The organism is Streptomyces sp. NPDC048416, from assembly GCF_043200435.1.
In the GTDB taxonomy this organism is placed as follows: domain Bacteria; phylum Actinomycetota; class Actinomycetes; order Streptomycetales; family Streptomycetaceae; genus Streptomyces.
On the sequence record NZ_JBICXU010000032.1, the window covers coordinates 36,178 to 51,982 of the forward strand.

The following is a 15,805-nucleotide window of genomic DNA, read 5'->3' on the forward strand; positions in this document are numbered from 1 at the left end:
GTGGTTCCAGATGCACCCCTGTTGTATCTATCCTGTGCGCATGTCTTCCGCCCCCGCCCCCGCCCCCGTCACCAAGCGGCCCCCCGCCGCCGACCGCGTCTACATGCACGTCAAGCAGGCGGTGCTCGACCGCCGCTACGAGGGCGGCACGCTGCTCACCGAGGGCGAACTGGCCGAGGCGGTAGGGGTGTCGCGGACACCGGTGCGCGAGGCGCTGCTCAAGCTCGAAGTCGAAGGGCTCATCAAGCTCTATCCGAAGAAGGGCGCCCTCGTGCTCGCCGTCTCCGCACAGGAGACCGCCGACGTGGTCGAAACCCGGCTGCTCGTCGAGGAGTTCGCGGTCCGCAGAGCCGTGCCCGCGCCCGCGCGTCTCGTCGTGCGGCTCCAGGAACTGCTCGCGGAACAGAAGGCACAGGCCGCCGCCGGCGACCTGGCGGCGCTCGCGGTCTCCGACCGCTGCTTCCACGCCGAGATCGTGCGCAACGCCGGGAACGAGATCCTGGCCCGCCTCTACGACCAGATGCGCGACCGGCAGCTGCGCATGGGCGTCGCCGTCATGCACGCCCAGCCCGACCGCGTCGCCAAGAACATCGCCGAGCACGAGGAGATGCTGGCCGCGATCAGGGACGGCGACGGCGAGCGCGCCGCGCACTGTGTGCGCCAGCACCTGAGCTGGGTCAAGGTCCTGGTCAGGGGGGACGACCGATGAGTTCTGCCGTACTGCCGGCCCCGCAGCCACTGGGCGGGCGCCGGGCCGCGTTCGTATGGGGCACAGGCGTCGGCGTCTACTTCGTCGCCGTCATCTTCCGCACCTCGCTCGGTGTCGCGGGCCTGGACGCCGCCGACCGCTTCCACGTCAACGCCTCGGCCCTTTCCACCTTCTCCATACTCCAGTTGCTGGTGTACGCGGGGATGCAGATACCCGTCGGCCTCATGGTCGACCGGCTCGGCACCAAGAAGGTCCTGGTGCTCGGGACGGTCCTGTTCACCGTCGGGCAGCTCGGCTTCGCGCTCTCCCCCTCGTACGCCACCGCGCTCGCCTCCCGCGCGCTGCTCGGCTGCGGCGACGCGATGACCTTCATCAGCGTGCTGCGCCTCGGCTCGCGCTGGTTCCCCGCCAAGCACGGCCCGATGATCGGGCAGGTCGCCGCGCTGTTCGGGATGGCCGGCAACCTGGTGTCCACCCTCGTCATCGCCCGCGCCCTGCACGGCGTCGGCTGGACACAGACCTTCGCGGGCAGCTCGCTCGCCGGAGTCGTCGTCCTTGTCCTGCTGCTGCTCTTCCTGCGTGACCACCCCGAGGGCCACGAGCCGCCGCCCGCCCACCACGCCGGCGCGGCGTTCGTCCGCCGTCAGATCGCCGAGTCGTGGCGCGAGCCGGGGACCCGGCTGGGGATGTGGGTGCACTTCACCACCCAGTTCCCCGCGATGGTGTTCCTGCTGCTGTGGGGCATGCCGTTCCTCGTCGAAGCGCAGGGCCTGGACCGGGGGACGGCCGGCGGCCTTCTCACCCTGGTGGTGCTCTCCAACATGGTGATCGGCCTGGTGTACGGCCAGCTCATAGCCCGCCACCACGCGGCCCGCCTGCCCCTGGCGCTCGGCACCGTGGGGGCGACCGCCCTCATGTGGGCCGCCACCATCGCCTGTCCCGGGGCGCACGCGCCGATGTGGCTGCTCGTCACGCTGTGCCTGGTGCTCGGCGCGTGCGGGCCCGCCTCGATGATCGGCTTCGACTTCTCCCGCCCCGCCAACCCGCCCGAGCGCCAGGGCACCGCCTCCGGCATCACCAACATGGGCGGCTTCATCGCCTCCATGACGACACTGCTCGCGGTGGGCGTGCTGCTCGACGCGACCGGGGACAACTACCGGGTGGCGTTCTCCTCGGTGTTCTTCCTGGAGGCGCTGGGTCTGGCCCAGATCCTGCGGCTGCGGGCGCGGGCCCAGCGCCGCGAGCGGGACCGGCTGGTGGCGAGCAGGGTGGAAGCGGTGCATGTGCCCGTGTAGCGGGGGCGCCTCGCCCTACGGGGTGACCGCGAACTCCCTGAGGATGGCGTCGGCCAGGTCCTGGTCGCCCTCCGCCTTCACCCGGTCGACGACGGCGTGCGGACGGACCCGGCCGCACGCGAGCCGCAGGAACGTCTCCCAGTCCATGGCGAGGGTGGCCAGCGGGCCGAGCGACGGCGCGCCGTCGATGGTGCCGTGGCCGTCCGCGTCGATCCGTACCGTACGCAGGAATTCGAGCGGCCCGTGGATGTCGAAGACGACCGCCGAGTTGACCGGTGCGCCCGCGCCCTTCGCCACGACCTTGGGCAGCGCGCTCAGCAGGATGTCGCGGGCCACGTACGCACCCGGAGAGTCCAGATTGCCCGGCTTGTTGAGGGCCCAGCGCAGATCCTGCTCGTGCACCCACACGTCGAACGCCCGCATCCGCAGCGCGAGTTCCAGGGTCTGCTCGGCGCCGAGCGGGGCGCGCACCTTGGTGTCGGGGTCACGGTTCTCGTTGCGCAGCTGACGCGCCCGGCGGATGATCGTGTACTCCAGCTCGGAGGTCATCTCCGGCGCCGTGTGGTGCCGGCGCACATCGACCTGCATCTCCATGTAGCGAGCGAACTCGGTCTGTACGTGGAAGAGGTCGCGCGGCAGGGTGTGGATCGGCCTCGGGTCGCCCAGTTGCTCGCACTCCATGCCGATGATGTGCGACACGATGTCGCGCACCGACCAGTTGGGGCACGGTGTCGCGCGGTTCCACTCGCCCTCGACGAGCGGCTGGACCAGCTCCGATATCGCTTCGATGGAGTGGGTCCAGGCATCGGCGTAGGTCTGAAGGCTGGGATGGACGGTCACGGGACCCCTCGGCGGTTCTTTTGTACGCGGGCTGGACTGCGGGACTGCGTGGGAGGCTTGGTCGCTAAGTTACGCTGCCGGGCAGCACCCCGGCAGTGCTTTCGTGTGACGATCGTAGGCTGTTTCCCATAGTGCTGACGGCTCGAAGGCCAGGACGGTGGTACTGTGCGCGCTTCGCTCATCCAGATTGACGTAAACCCCGACGAGTCCGTCAATTCCCGTCGCCATCGGGTGGGTTCACTGGTACGGGAGCAACGGGCGAGCGATCTGGTCGTGCTCCCCGAGCTGTGGACGGTGGGCGCGTTCGCCTACGAACTCTTCGCGGACGAGGCGGAGACGCTGCGCGGCGCCACGGCGCAGGCGATGTCCGAGGCGGCCAGGGACGCCGGGATCTGGCTGCACGCCGGGTCGGTTCCGGAGCGGGGTGAGGACGGCGCGCTCTACAACACCTCCCTCGTGTTCTCGCCCGACGGGGCGCTCGCGCACAGCTACCGCAAGATCCACCGGTTCGGCTTCGACAAGGGCGAGGCGGTGCTGATGGGCGCGGGTGACCGCCTCGTCACGGTGCCGCTGCCCGAGCTCACGCTGGGGCTGGCCACCTGTTACGACCTGCGCTTCCCGGAACTGTTCCGCGGCCTGATCGACGCGGGCGCCGATGCGCTGGTCGTCTCGGCGGGCTGGCCCGAGCGCCGCCGCGCCCACTGGACGCTGCTGGCGCGTGCGCGGGCGGTCGAGAACCAGGCGTACGTTCTGGCCTGCGGGACGGGCGGGACGCATGCGGGGGTCGAGCAGGCGGGGCACAGTGTCGTCGTCGACCCGTGGGGCGAGGTGCTGGCGGAGGCGGGACGGGGTGAGGAGATTCTGACCGTGGATCTCGACGCTGCGAGGGTCGCCGAGACGCGGGAGGTCTTTCCGGCCCTCAAGGACAGGGTGCCGGGGTTGTAGGGGGCTGGGGGGTCTCTGGGTTGCGCAGTTCCCCGCGGGCCTTGGGGGTTGGGTGTCGGGCGGGGTCGGGGTCTTCAGCGTGTCTGGACCCCGGGTCTGCGGTCTCGTCTCCGGCCGCGGCCCGGTGGGGGCTGGTTGCGCAGTTCCCCGCGCCCCTTGGGGGGTTGGTGTCGGGCGGGGTTGGCATGCTGCCTCGCTGGGCGATTTGGTGTGGGGCGGGGGTGACGTCTTCAGCCTGTCCGGCGTTTGAGGACGAGCGCCGTTCAGGCGCGTGTGGGGTTCGGGGCGGAGCCCCGGGTCCTCGGTGGCGATTCCGGCTGCGGGTCGGTAGGGGCTGGTCGCGCAGTTCCCCGCGCCCCTGGAGGGCACCCGGGATGGCAATGGGGCCGCGCCCCGGTAGGGCGGTCGGGGTGGCAGCGGGGCCGCGCCCCTGTAGGGCACCCGGGATGGCAATGGGGCCGCGCCCCGGTAGGGCACCCGGGGTGGCAGCGGGGCCGCGCCCCGGTAGGGCGGCCGGGGTGGCAGCGGGCCGCACCCCAGTAGAGCGGCCGGGGTGGCAGGGGCTGGGCCCCTGGAGGGCGCCGGGGTGGGGGGTTGCGCGGGGTGGGGGTCAGGTCGCGTGGTCGCGTTCCTTCTCGTCCATGCGGATCACACAGATCACCACCGCGATCATCAGCGCCGCATCCGCGTCCTCCCGCACCACATTCACCGCGTACGTCTCGCGCACCCGGAACCACTTGCGCGACACGTGGGCCAGCAGTTCACCCTCGTACTCGACGGTGAACTCGCGGTCCAGGATCTTCCCGGTGACGTCGAGCTCGCTGCCCTCGACCAGGTTCACGCGGTAGTGGTTGCGCAGCAGCGAGAGGCGCTTGCGGCGCACCGTCGCCAGGGCCTGGTCGTCCCGCTCGATGGTCATCGCGTCCCGCAGGCTGAACATCTTCTCCCGCAGCGTGATCAGCACCCGCCCCGAGGGGTCCTTCAGCTCCAGGGTGTCGCGCAGCCGCAGCGCCTTGCCGTCGGCGAGGAAGGCCTGGCGGCCGTCCTCCGTCTCGATCCAGTAGTCGTCGCCGATCGCGAAGATCTTGTCCCGCACGAGGTATTTCATGGCTACACCCCTGCCCGTCCCGGAGCCCCGCCGAACGGCGACACGAGCTGTTCATACCGGGATGGCAAGCTGGAAGCATGAACGATGCCGCCCCGGCGCCCACCCCCGCGCCCGCGCCCCGACGACGTGCCCGAGTCCGTGCCCCCGAGCTGATCGGCAAGGGCGGCTGGCTGAACACCGGCGGGAAGGAGCTCACCCTCGCCGAGCTGCGCGGACGGACGGTGATCCTCGACTTCTGGACGTTCTGCTGCATCAACTGCCTCCACGTCCTCGACGAACTGCGCGAGCTGGAGGAGAAGCACCGCGACACCGTGGTGATCATCGGCGTGCACTCGCCGAAGTTCGTGCACGAGGCCGAGCACCAGGCCGTGGTCGACGCCGTCGAGCGGTACGGCGTGGAACACCCCGTGCTCGACGATCCGGACCTGGCGACCTGGAAGCAGTACGCCGTGCGGGCCTGGCCCACGCTCGTGGTGATCGACCCCGAGGGGTATGTCGTCGCCCAGCACGCCGGCGAGGGTCACGCCCACGCCATTGAACGGCTCGTCGAGGAGCTGGAGGCCGAGCACGGCGCCAAGGGCACGCTGCGGCGCGGCGACGGCCCGTACGTGCCGCCGGAGCCCGTCGCCACCGACCTGCGTTTCCCCGGCAAGGCGCTCGTGCTGCCCAGCGGGAACCTCCTGGTGTCCGACACCACCCGCCACCAGCTGGTCGAGCTCGCCCCCGACGGTGAGAGCGTCGTGCGGCGGATCGGCGGGGAGGGGCAGTTCAAGGAGCCGCAGGGGCTCGCGCTGCTCCCCGACGGCAGGGTGGTCGTCGCCGACACCGTCCATCACGCGCTGCGCGCCTTCGACCCGGTGAGCGGGGAGATCGAGCTGCTGGCGGGGACCGGCAGGCAGTGGTGGCAGGGGCAGCCGACGTCCGGGCCCGCGCTCGACGTCGACCTGTCCTCGCCGTGGGACGTGGCCTGGTGGCGGGGCAAGGTGTGGATCGCCATGGCCGGGGTGCACCAGCTGTGGACGTACGACCCCGCCACCGGGACGGTCGAGGTGGCGGCCGGCACCACCAACGAGGGCCTGGTGGACGGGCCGGGCGCCGAGGCCTGGTTCGCGCAGCCGTCCGGGCTCGCGGCCACCGAGGACCGGCTCTGGGTCGCCGACTCCGAGACGTCCGCGCTGCGCTACGTCGACACCGAGGGCGCGGTGCACACCGCCGTCGGTACGGGACTCTTCGACTTCGGGCACCGCGACGGGGACGCCGCGCAGGCCCTGCTCCAGCATCCGCTGGGCGTCACCGCGCTGCCCGACGGCTCGGTCGCCGTGTCGGACACGTACAACCACGCGCTGCGCCGCTACGACCCGAGCAGCGGTGAAGTGAGCACGCTGGCAACGGACTTGAGGGAGCCGAGCGGCGCGGTGCTGGTGGGGGACGACATCGTCGTCGTCGAGTCGGCGCGGCACCGGCTGACCCGGCTGCGGCTGCCCGACGAGGCCGTACGGGTCGAGGCGGTGGCCCACCGCACCCGGCGCGCGGCGACCGAAGTGGCCCCGGGCGGGCTCCGGTTGGACGTGGTCTTCCAGGCACCCGCGGGGCAGAAACTGGACACCCGGTACGGGCCCTCCACCCGGCTTCTCGTCTCCTCGACCCCGCCCGAGCTGCTGCTGGCGGGCGAGGGTACGGGTACGGACCTCGCGCGCGAGCTGAGCCTGAACCCGGACGTCACCGAGGGCGTGCTGCACGTGTCGGCGATGGCGGCCTCCTGCGACGACGACCCGGCGAACGAGTACCCCGCCTGCCACGTCCACCAGCAGGACTGGGGGGTGCCGGTACGGATCGCCGAGGCCGGCGTGACCCGGCTGCCGCTGGTGCTTGCCGGGATGGACCCCGCGGCGGACCAGACGTCCGCCGGCTAGCCGAACCCCGGCTTGAACTCCCCGGTGCGTATGGCCGGCCCGCACACGGACAGGGTGGCCGGGCGGCCGTGCGCGTCCAGGGCCGGCACGGTGCTCGCGCTGTCGAAGCCGGGCAGCGTCACCCGCACCGTGGTGCCCCGGCAGCCGGGGAGGGTGAGGTAGCGCACGTGCGCCGTCCCGCCCGCCCCCGGGTGCAGGGCGAAGGGTTTCGCGGCCGCCTCGGTCAGGGCGGAGGGGATCGACAGACGGCCGGTGGCGTCGGTGACGGTCAGCTCCGCGAGCCCCCGCAGGACGCAGGTGTGGCCGGAGGTGTTGCGGGCCACCAGGACGGCGTCGTCCTGAACCCGGGCGTCGGCGCCGTGCCGTGAACCGCCGCCCCCGGATGGGCCGTTCGCGACACGGAAGGTGAAGGACAGCGCGGTGGGCGAGCAGAAGACGCGGGCGTCCTCGCCGCCGTCGTCCGCCGGGCGCGTGGGGAGCTGCGCGCCCGTGGCGCTCGGCGAGGGGGAGTGCGTGGGCGGGACGGGCAGGGCGGCCGGAGTGGCGCCGAGGGCGCCGCTGGAGACGGCGGCACCGGACGTCGGACCCGGTTCGGCCGTGCCGTTGCCGTTGCCGTTGCCGGACGCGGGAACGGAGGGCCGGGAGCCGGCCCGCTCGCGCGAGGTCCCGGACTCCGGCGAGTGGGAGCCGCCGGCCACCGTCGTGGTCCCGGAGCCGGAGCCGGACGCCGCGGGCGGGACGCGGTCGGTGCAGGCCGTCAGGGCGGCGACGCACAACACCGCGCACAGCAGGGCGGGAACGACACGGGAGGTCGTGCCGACGGCCGGGTCGCTGCCCGCGCCGCTACCGCTGCCCGCGCCCGCCCCGACCCCGGCGGTCGTGCCCACACCCACACCCACACCCACACCTACGCCTCCGCCGACGCCCACGCGTACGCCCACGCCTGCGCCTACCCGTACGTCTACGCGCATGCGGCTGCGCCTGCGTTCGCGTTCGCGTTCACGCATCGCGTCTCCCGGTCAGGTCAGGTCAGGTCAGGTCAGGTCAGGTCCGATTCGAGTCCGTGTGCCGGGCACACCGCTCGCCCACACACATCGCTCGCCCACATGCGTCCCACCAGCCTCACCGGCATCCCGGTCGTTCAGCTGACGCGTCGCGCGAGCGATGCCGGGGCGCGGGTACGGGCGGTCGGGCGCACGGTCAGACAATAGAACGGTCAGGCGGGCGGCAGTTCGGCCAGGTGGGTGCGGGCGGCGGCAGCGCCCTCCTCGTAGCCGTGGTCGTCGGCCTCGCGGGCCGCGTTCATGAGTTCGCGCCGCGCCTCCTCGGTATGCCCGAGCCCGGCCAGGGCCTCGCCGTAGCTGGTGCGCAGCAGGACCCGGCGGGGGATCGCCTCGGGCGAGGGGCCGAGTTCGAGGCCGCGGCGGGAGTGTTCGAGGGCGAGCTCATGGGCGGCCGCGTTCAGGAAGTGCCGGGCGAGGTGCTGGTGGGCCAGCATCTCGGTGGAGCGGTCGCGGACACGGCCGGCCAGGGTGAGGGCGTGGGCGAGCAGGTCGCCTGCCCGGTCGATCTCGCCGTACTGGGTGAGGATGAGGGCGAGGTTGATGCGGGCGATGGCCTCGCTGGTGACGTCGCCGGCCTGGCGGGCCAGGTCGGGGGCCTTCTCCAGCTGGGCAAGCGCTTCGTCGTAGCGCCCCTCCTCGTGCAGCACCCAGCCCAGCAGGGCCCGGGTGCGGGACTGCGCGTCGAGTTCTTGCTCCAACTCGGCTGATGCCAGGGCCTGTTCGAGGAGCGGGACCCAGCCGTCGCGGACCCGCCACAGGATGAGCGGCCATTGGAGCAGGACGAGCCGCCAGGCCCGGTCGTGCATCCCGGCGGTGACGGCGGCGGCGACCGCGCCGCGCAGGGTGGCCCGCTCGGCGTCGTACCAGGCGAGGGCCGCCTGGCGGTCCTCGAACTCACGCACTGCGGCGGGCCGCCGGGCCCCGGGGGGCGGGGTGAAGCAGGGCTGGCTGCCGGGCTCGGCGGTGGCGGTCGCGACCAGACCGGTGTGCAGGTAGTGGTCCAGGAGGCGGGTGAGGCCGTCCGGGTCGGCCTCGGGCGCGAGCGCGCGGGCGTAGAGGCGTACGAGGTCGTGAAGGGCGTACGCGTCGGGGCGGGCCGGCGCGTCCCTACGGCTCGGCGCGTCCGTACGGCTCGGCGCGTCCGTACGGCTCGGCGCGTCCGGGCGGGCCGAAGCGTCCGGGCGGGCCGGGATGTGGGCGGGGCCGTGGGGTCCCGACTCGACCACCAGGTGGGCGGCGGCGAGCCGTTCGAGGGCGGCGGCGGCCTGGTCGGGGGTGCAGCCGGCGAGCGCCGCGGCGCTGTAGCGGTCGAGTTCGGAGCCGGTGTGCAGGCCAAGGGCGCAGAACATCCGGCGGGCCTGTTCGGGCAGTTGCCGCACGGTCAGGTGCAGGGCGGCCGCCACCCCGGTGTCCTCGACGCGCAGCAGCCCCAACCGGCGCTGCTCGTCGGCGAGTTCACCGGCGAGCGTGGCCAGCGTCCACTGGGGGCGGGCGGCGAGGCGGGCGGCGGTGACGCGCAGCGCGAGGGGGAGGCCGTCGCAGAGGCCGGCCAGGTGGGCGGCGGCCTCGGGTTCGGCGGCGACGCGGTTCTCGCCGAGCACGGCGGCCAGCAGGGCGGTGCAGTCGGCGGTGGGCAGCTCGTCGAGGCGGACGGGCCGGGCCGCGTCGGACGCGACGAGACCGCCGAGCCGGTCGCGGCTGGTGACCAGGGTGACACTGTGGTCGCCGCCCGGCAGCAGCGGGCGGACCTGCTCGGAGTCGCGGGCGTTGTCGAGCACGACCAGCATCCGGCGGTCGGCGGTCAGGGAGCGGTAGAGCGCGCCCATGCCGGCCTCGGTCTCGGGTATGCGCTGCACGGGCACGCCGAGCGCCAGCAGGAACTCGCGCAGTACGACGGTGACGTGGCGGGCCGGGGTGTCGCTGTAGCCGCACAGGTCGGCGAAGAGGCGGCCGTCGGGGAAGTCGTTCTGGCGCTCGTGCGCCCAGTGCACGGCGAGCGCCGTCTTGCCGACGCCCGCGCCGCCGGTGACCAGCGCGATGGCGCCGTACTGCCCGGCGGTGGCGAGCCCGAGAGCGGTGAGCTCGTTGTGCCGGCCGGTGAAGCCGCGCGGCCTGCGCGGCAGCAACTCCGGTACGGTGAAGGCGAGTTCGGGCTCGGCGGTGGAGGCGGGCCCGGCCGCGACAGGGGGGACACCGGCTTGCAGGACGACGGCGTACGCCTCGGAGAGCGCGGGGCCCGGATCCACGCCGAGTTCGTCGGCGAGCAGGCGGCGGGTGCGGTGGAACCATTCGAGGGCGTCGGACTGGCGCCCGGACCGGCTCAGCGCCAGCATCAGCGCGGCCGAAAGGGGCTCGCGCAGGGGGTGGGCGACGGCTTCGGTGCGCAGGACCGCGGCGGCGCGGCCGTGCTCGCCGAGCTCCCCGTACGCCTCGGCAAGGGCCTCCACGGAGGCGAGCCTGAGCTCTTCGAGGGTGTGGGAGGCGGCTTGCAGGGGCGGGCTCGCGACGGTGCCGGTGAGCGCGGGTCCCTGCCACAGGGCGAGCGCGTCGCGCAGCATCAGCACCGCGTCGTCGGGCCGGTGCCGGCCGCGGGCGAGCGTGACGAGCTCTTCGAAGCGGTGGGCGTCGATGAGGGTTTCGGGCAGGCGCAGGACGTAGGCGGGGCCCTGCGTGGCCAGTTCGATGCCGTACGCCTCGGCGCCGTGCTCGGCCAGCAGCGCCCGCAGCCGCGAGATGTGCCCTTGAAGGACGGTGCGCGAGTGCAGGGGCGGCTCCTCGTCCCACAGCGCCTCGGTGAGCCGTTCCACGGAGACCGCGGTGTTGGGCTGGAGCAGCAGCATGGCCAGCAGGCTGCGCCGCTTGGCCGGGCCGAGTGCGAGGAACGCGCCGTCCTCCGTCGCCACGGCGACCGTCCCCAGGACACGGAACTCCACGGTGGCGGTACCCCCTAGCTCCCCGTTCCCGGCTTCCCGGACCTGTCCTGACCTGTCCTGACCTGGTCGGGGTCCGGACAGTCGAGGATACGCGGGGTCGCGGGGGCAGGGCTCACTCCCCGGGCCACAGGTGGCACGGGTCACGTGAGGCGGTGGACACAGCCACTGGGGCGGCCGGGGAACGGCCGGTGGGTTCGGCTCGGTTACAGGAGGCCGTCGTGGTGGCGTTCCTCCTCCACCACGGTCGCGCCCGGCACCACGCGCCGCCTGCGCAGCACGCTGGTGAAGACGGCCACGCCGATGATGCCGACGGCCATCAGGATCAGGCCCACGACGTCGACGTTCACGCCGCTGGCGTGCCAGTCCGTCGCGAACGTGAGGATCGCCCCCACCGCGATGAGGATGATGCAGCCGCCCAAGCCCATGGATCTCGCCTCCGTGAAAGGTGGTGGACCGTCCGAGTACCCGGGCCCCGGACGGTCAATCCCTTTGCGCGGTGCGGTGGTTGTACGGGTCGGGGACTCAGCCTGCCAGGAACGCGGTGAGGGCGGCCGCGAGCAGGTGCGGGTCGTCGGCGCCGCACAGTTCGCGCGCGCTGTGCATCGACAGGATCGCCACACCGATGTCGACGGTCTGGATGCCGTGCCGGGCCGCGGTGATGGGGCCGATGGTCGTGCCGCAGGGCATCGCGTTGTTGGACACGAAGGTCTGCCACGGCACCCCGGCGCGCTCGCAGGCCGCCGCGAACACGGCGCGGCCGGCGCCGTCGGTGGCGTACCGGGCGTTCACGTTGACCTTGAGGATGGGGCCGCCGTTGGCACGCGGGTGGTGCGTGGGGTCGTGGCGCTCGGCGTAGTTGGGGTGCACGGCGTGCCCGGTGTCGGACGACAGACAGATGGTTCCGGCGAAGGCGCGGGCGCGGTCCTCGTACGTGCCGCCGCGCGCGAACACCGAACGCTCCATGACGTTGCCGAGCAGTGGGCCGTCGGCGCCGGTGTCGGCCTGCGAGCCGTCCTCCTCGTGGTCGAAGGCGGCGAACACCGGGATGAAGGGCAGCTCGTCGGCGGCCGAAGTGGTGGAAGTGCGGGAAGTGCCGGAAGTGGGGGAGGCGGTGGAGACGGCGGCGAGTGCCGCGACTCCGGCGTGCACGGACAGCAGGTTGTCCATCCGGGGACCGGCCACCAGCTCACGGTCGCGGCCCAGGTAGGCGGGCGCCTCAACCGAGTGCAGCATCAGGTCCCAGCCGGCCACCGCGCCCTCGTCGAGCTCGGCCTCCTCCTCCAGGAAGCGGATCAGGTCGCCTTCCTGTACGTCGTCTCCCAGGCCCCAGATCGGCTGGAGGTGACGCTGGCGGTCGAGCTTGAGCCCGTCGGTGTTCACCGAGCGGTCCAGGTGAACGGCGAGCTGCGGCACGCGCAGGAGCGGCCGGTCCACGTTGACCAGGCGGTGGCTGCCGTCCTTCAGGGTGAGGCGGCCCGCGATGCCGAGGTCGCGGTCGAGCCAGGTGTTGAGCAGCGTCCCGCCGTAGATCTCGACGGCCACCTGCCGCCAGCCGTACGCCCCCGAGTCGGGCTGCGGCTTCACGCGCAGGTTCGGGGAGTCGGTGTGGGCGCCGACGATCCGGTACGGGGTGTGGGGGGCGGCGCCCTCGGGCACGTACCAGGCCACGATGGCGCCGCCTCGCAGCACGTACTTCCCGCCGTGCGTGCCGTCCCACGCGTCCGTCTCCCGGACCTGCCGGAACCCGGCCTTCTCCAGGCGAGCGGCCGCGTTGGCCACGGCGTGGTACTGCGACGGGCTCGCCGCGAGGAAGGTCATCAGGTCGTCGGTGTGGCCGCGGTCGAAGCGGGAGGGTGTGCTCATGCCCGCCACCCTAACGGCGGCCCGACCCCGCCTCCGGGCGCCGAGCGTCTTGCCCCGTTTGCCCTCGCGGGGTCTGCCCTCCCGTCCCCCGGCAGGGGGTGCGGGCGGCCCCCATCCTGTGCGGCTACTTGGGGGTGCGGCGCCCTGGGGCTGCGCCCCAGACCCCGAGGGTTTTCCCACCCACCCGCCCGTGACGGATGCCGAAAGGTCCAGCCCCCTGGGGCTCCGCCCCAGACCCCGGGCGGGGGCTCCGCCCCCTGCCCCCCCGTTCGCGCCTGAACGGCGCTCGTCCTCAATCGCCGGACAGGCTGAAGATGCCCGAGCAGGCCAGCACGGCCCCTGCACCAGTGCTGACAGGGGCGCGAGGAACTGAGCGACCAGCCACGCACAGCCCGCGGACGAAGGCGAGTTTCTGCCGCGGTGGCCGCGAGAAGCGATTCCGGATGCCCTACAGGGGCGCGAGGAACTGCGCGAGAAGAACCCACGACCCGCGGACGAAAGCCAGCCCCTCAAGGGGCGCGGGGAACTGCGCGACCAGCCACGCCCGGCCCGCACCCGAAACCGCTCCCTCAAGGGGCGCGAGGAACTGCGCGAAAAGCGACCACGGCCCGCAGGCGAGAGGGGGTTGAGGGGCGCGGGGAACTGCGCGAGCAACCGTCCACAACCCGCACCCGACAACCCACCCCTCAAGGGCCGCGGGGAACTGCGCGAAAAGGCCCCGCGCCATGCGTGGCCGTTCCCGGGGACCGGGGCGGGTCGGGGCCGGGGCAGCGAAAAGGGGCCCGGGGTCCGACCACCCCGAGCCCCCGGCACCGCAGAGGCTAGAACGCCGCCTCGTCCAGCTCCATCAGCGAGTTGTCGACCGTCTCGGCCAGCGAACGGGCCATGGCGACCCCCGGCAGAACGTTCGCCGCGAAGAACTTCGCAGCGGCGATCTTGCCGGTGTAGAAGGCGGCATCCTTCGCGGAGACCGAGGCCGAGGCCAGCTTCTCGGCAGCCACAGCCGCACCCTTGAGCAGCAGGTAGCCGACGACCACGTCACCCGAAGCCATCAGCAGGCGCGTCGTGTTGAGACCCACCTTGTAGATGTTCTTGACGTCCTCGCCCGTCGCCGTGAGGTCCGTGATCATCGTGCCGACGATCGCCTCCAGGTCGACGGCCGCCTTGGCCAGCGAGTCGAGCGAGCCGCCCAGCGCCTCGTTGCCGTTCTGCTCGGCGAGGAACTTCTTGATCTCCTCGGAGAGCGTGTTCAGGGACGCGCCCTGGTCACGGACGATCTTCCGGAAGAAGAAGTCCTGACCCTGGATCGCCGTCGTGCCCTCGTACAGCGTGTCGATCTTCGCGTCACGGATGTACTGCTCGATCGGGTACTCCTGGAGGTACCCGGAGCCGCCGAAGGTCTGAAGCGACTCGGACGACAGCTTCTCGTACGACTTCTCCGAGCCGTAGCCCTTCACGATGGGCAGGAGCAGGTCGTTCAGGCCGATGAGCGCCTTCGCGTCCTCGCCCGCCGCCTCCTTCACCTGGATCGCGTCCTGGATGGAGGCGGTGTAGAGGACGAGCGAGCGCATGCCCTCGGCGTACGCCTTCTGCGTCATCAACGAGCGCCGCACGTCCGGGTGGTGAGTGATCGTCACCTTCGGCGCGGTCTTGTCCATGAACTGCGAGAGGTCGCTGCCCTGGACGCGCTCCTTGGCGTACTCAAGGGCGTTGAGGTAACCCGTCGACAGCGTCGCGATCGCCTTCGTGCCGACCATCATGCGGGCGAACTCGATGATCATGAACATCTGGCGGATGCCGTCGTGCTTGTCGCCGATCAGCCAGCCCTTGGCGGGGTGCTGGTCGCCGAACGTCATCTCGCACGTGTTGGACGCCTTCAGGCCCATCTTGTGCTCGACGTTCGTCGCGTACACGCCGTTGCGCTCGCCCAGCTCGCCGGTCTCCCAGTCGAAGTGGAACTTCGGGACGAGGAAGAGGGACAGGCCCTTGGTGCCCGGGCCGTGGCCCTCGGGGCGCGCCAGGACGTAGTGGAGGATGTTCTCCTCCATGTCGTGCTCACCGGAGGTGATGAAGCGCTTCACGCCCTCGATGTGCCAGGAGCCGTCGTCCTGCTGGACGGCCTTGGTGCGACCGGCGCCGACGTCCGAACCGGCGTCCGGCTCGGTCAGCACCATGGTCGAGCCCCAGCGCTTGTCGACCGCGATCTCGGCGATCTTCTTCTGCTGCTCGTTGCCCTCGGCGAAGAGGATGCCGGCGAAGGCCGGGCCCGAGGAGTACATCCAGATCGCGGGGTTCGAGCCGAGCAGCAGCTCCGCGTACGCCCAGATCAGGGAGCGGGGCGAAACGGTGCCGCCGATCTCCTCGGGCAGGCCGAGCCGCCAGTACTCGGAGTCCATGAACGCCTTGTAGGAGCTCTTGAAGGACTCCGGGACCGGAGCGGTGTTCGTGGCCGGGTCGAAGACCGGCGGGTTGCGGTCCGCGTCCGCGAAGGAATCGGCCAGCTCGTTCTCGGCGAGGCGGGCGATCTCCTCAAGGATCGACTTGGCGGTGTCGACGTCCATCTCCCCGAACGGGCCGGTGCCGTACAGCTTGTCGCGTCCGAGCACCTCGAAGAGGTTGAACTCGATGTCGCGGAGATTCGACTTGTAGTGCCCCATGGCGACGGCTCCGTAAGCAGGGTGTCGGTTACATCTACCAGCAAGTAGGTCAGTCCCTACGATGATGCTACCCGCGGGTAATAACGCGCAACCTCTGGCCGAGAACTGTGACGCGTCAGGCAGGGAAACCCTGCCGGGCCACCCGGGGCCCGGGCACGCCCCCGGCCCCTCAGCTCCGCCCCTCCCGCAGCGCCGCCGTCAGCGCCCGCGCGGTGTCCGTGTTGCAGTTCCCGAGGATCACGAGCGGGGGCGTACCGAAGTCCCGCCCGAGGGAGGGCAGCGCGATGCCGTGCTCGGCGAGGGCGGCGCGCAGGTCCATCACGGTGTTGTACGTGTCGTCCCGGCGGGGCGTGAGGGGTGCGGGGGTGCGGGTCATGGGGTGCCTCCTGCGAGTGCGGTGTGTGACGAACTCCTCACAGGGTGGGGTGGCCTCGCGTACCTTCGGAAGGGGTTCGGGGTCCACGGCCCGGGTGGTGGA

At 72.2% G+C, this 15,805-nt stretch carries 12 protein-coding genes; 4 read left to right on the forward strand and 8 right to left on the reverse strand.

Going from position 1 to position 15,805, the window contains the following annotated elements; genetic code table 11:
• Positions 1-40: 40 nt before the first annotated feature.
• A complete protein-coding gene (locus ACGFW5_RS29515; RefSeq protein ID WP_393837360.1) occupies positions 41-709 on the forward strand; it encodes a GntR family transcriptional regulator in 669 nt (222 codons plus the stop codon).
• On the forward strand, positions 706-2,004 hold the full coding sequence (locus ACGFW5_RS29520; RefSeq protein WP_393837361.1) for a nitrate/nitrite transporter: 1,299 nt from the start codon (positions 706-708) through the stop codon (positions 2,002-2,004). Before ACGFW5_RS29515 ends, ACGFW5_RS29520 begins: the two co-directional genes overlap by 4 nt.
• 15 nt (positions 2,005-2,019) lie before the next feature.
• Here ACGFW5_RS29520 and ACGFW5_RS29525 read toward each other — a convergent pair whose 3' ends face one another.
• The gene (locus ACGFW5_RS29525; protein ID WP_393837362.1) at positions 2,020-2,844 is read right to left on the reverse strand and encodes a maleylpyruvate isomerase family mycothiol-dependent enzyme; all 825 of its coding nucleotides are present in this window, start codon (positions 2,842-2,844) and stop codon (positions 2,020-2,022) included.
• 165 nt (positions 2,845-3,009) lie between these two features.
• On the opposite strand from ACGFW5_RS29525, the gene ACGFW5_RS29530 reads away from it, so the two are divergent.
• A complete protein-coding gene (locus ACGFW5_RS29530; protein ID WP_393837363.1) occupies positions 3,010-3,789 on the forward strand; it encodes a carbon-nitrogen family hydrolase in 780 nt (259 codons plus the stop codon).
• A 610-nt stretch (positions 3,790-4,399) separates the two neighbouring features.
• Here ACGFW5_RS29530 and ACGFW5_RS29535 read toward each other — a convergent pair.
• Positions 4,400-4,897 (reverse strand): LURP-one-related/scramblase family protein, encoded by a 498-nt coding sequence (locus ACGFW5_RS29535; RefSeq protein ID WP_393837364.1) that lies wholly within the window; start codon positions 4,895-4,897, stop codon positions 4,400-4,402.
• Between the two features lie 77 nt (positions 4,898-4,974).
• On the opposite strand from ACGFW5_RS29535, the gene ACGFW5_RS29540 reads away from it, so the two are divergent.
• Entirely contained in the window at positions 4,975-6,810 is a 1,836-nt protein-coding gene (locus tag ACGFW5_RS29540; protein ID WP_393837365.1) for an NHL domain-containing thioredoxin family protein, read from the forward strand.
• On the opposite strand, the gene ACGFW5_RS29545 is transcribed toward ACGFW5_RS29540, so the two are convergent.
• The 6 genes from ACGFW5_RS29545 to ACGFW5_RS29570 form a co-directional block, all read right to left on the reverse strand.
• On the reverse strand, positions 6,807-7,817 hold the full coding sequence (locus ACGFW5_RS29545) for a DUF4232 domain-containing protein (protein ID WP_393837366.1): 1,011 nt from the start codon (positions 7,815-7,817) through the stop codon (positions 6,807-6,809). The two genes, ACGFW5_RS29540 and ACGFW5_RS29545, sit on opposite strands and share 4 nt — an antisense overlap.
• A gap of 209 nt (positions 7,818-8,026) precedes the next feature.
• Positions 8,027-10,807: a BTAD domain-containing putative transcriptional regulator gene (locus ACGFW5_RS29550; RefSeq protein ID WP_393837367.1), complete on the reverse strand. Its 2,781-nt coding sequence runs from the start codon at positions 10,805-10,807 to the stop codon at positions 8,027-8,029.
• 203 nt (positions 10,808-11,010) lie between these two features.
• Entirely contained in the window at positions 11,011-11,232 is a 222-nt protein-coding gene (locus tag ACGFW5_RS29555) for a DUF6458 family protein (protein WP_393837368.1), read from the reverse strand.
• 97 nt (positions 11,233-11,329) lie between these two features.
• A complete protein-coding gene (locus tag ACGFW5_RS29560; protein WP_393837369.1) occupies positions 11,330-12,670 on the reverse strand; it encodes a M18 family aminopeptidase in 1,341 nt (446 codons plus the stop codon).
• Between the two features lie 821 nt (positions 12,671-13,491).
• On the reverse strand, positions 13,492-15,327 hold the full coding sequence (locus tag ACGFW5_RS29565) for an acyl-CoA dehydrogenase (RefSeq protein WP_393837370.1): 1,836 nt from the start codon (positions 15,325-15,327) through the stop codon (positions 13,492-13,494).
• A gap of 169 nt (positions 15,328-15,496) precedes the next feature.
• Positions 15,497-15,703: a hypothetical protein gene (locus tag ACGFW5_RS29570; protein ID WP_393837371.1), complete on the reverse strand. Its 207-nt coding sequence runs from the start codon at positions 15,701-15,703 to the stop codon at positions 15,497-15,499.
• Positions 15,704-15,805 lie beyond the last annotated feature (102 nt).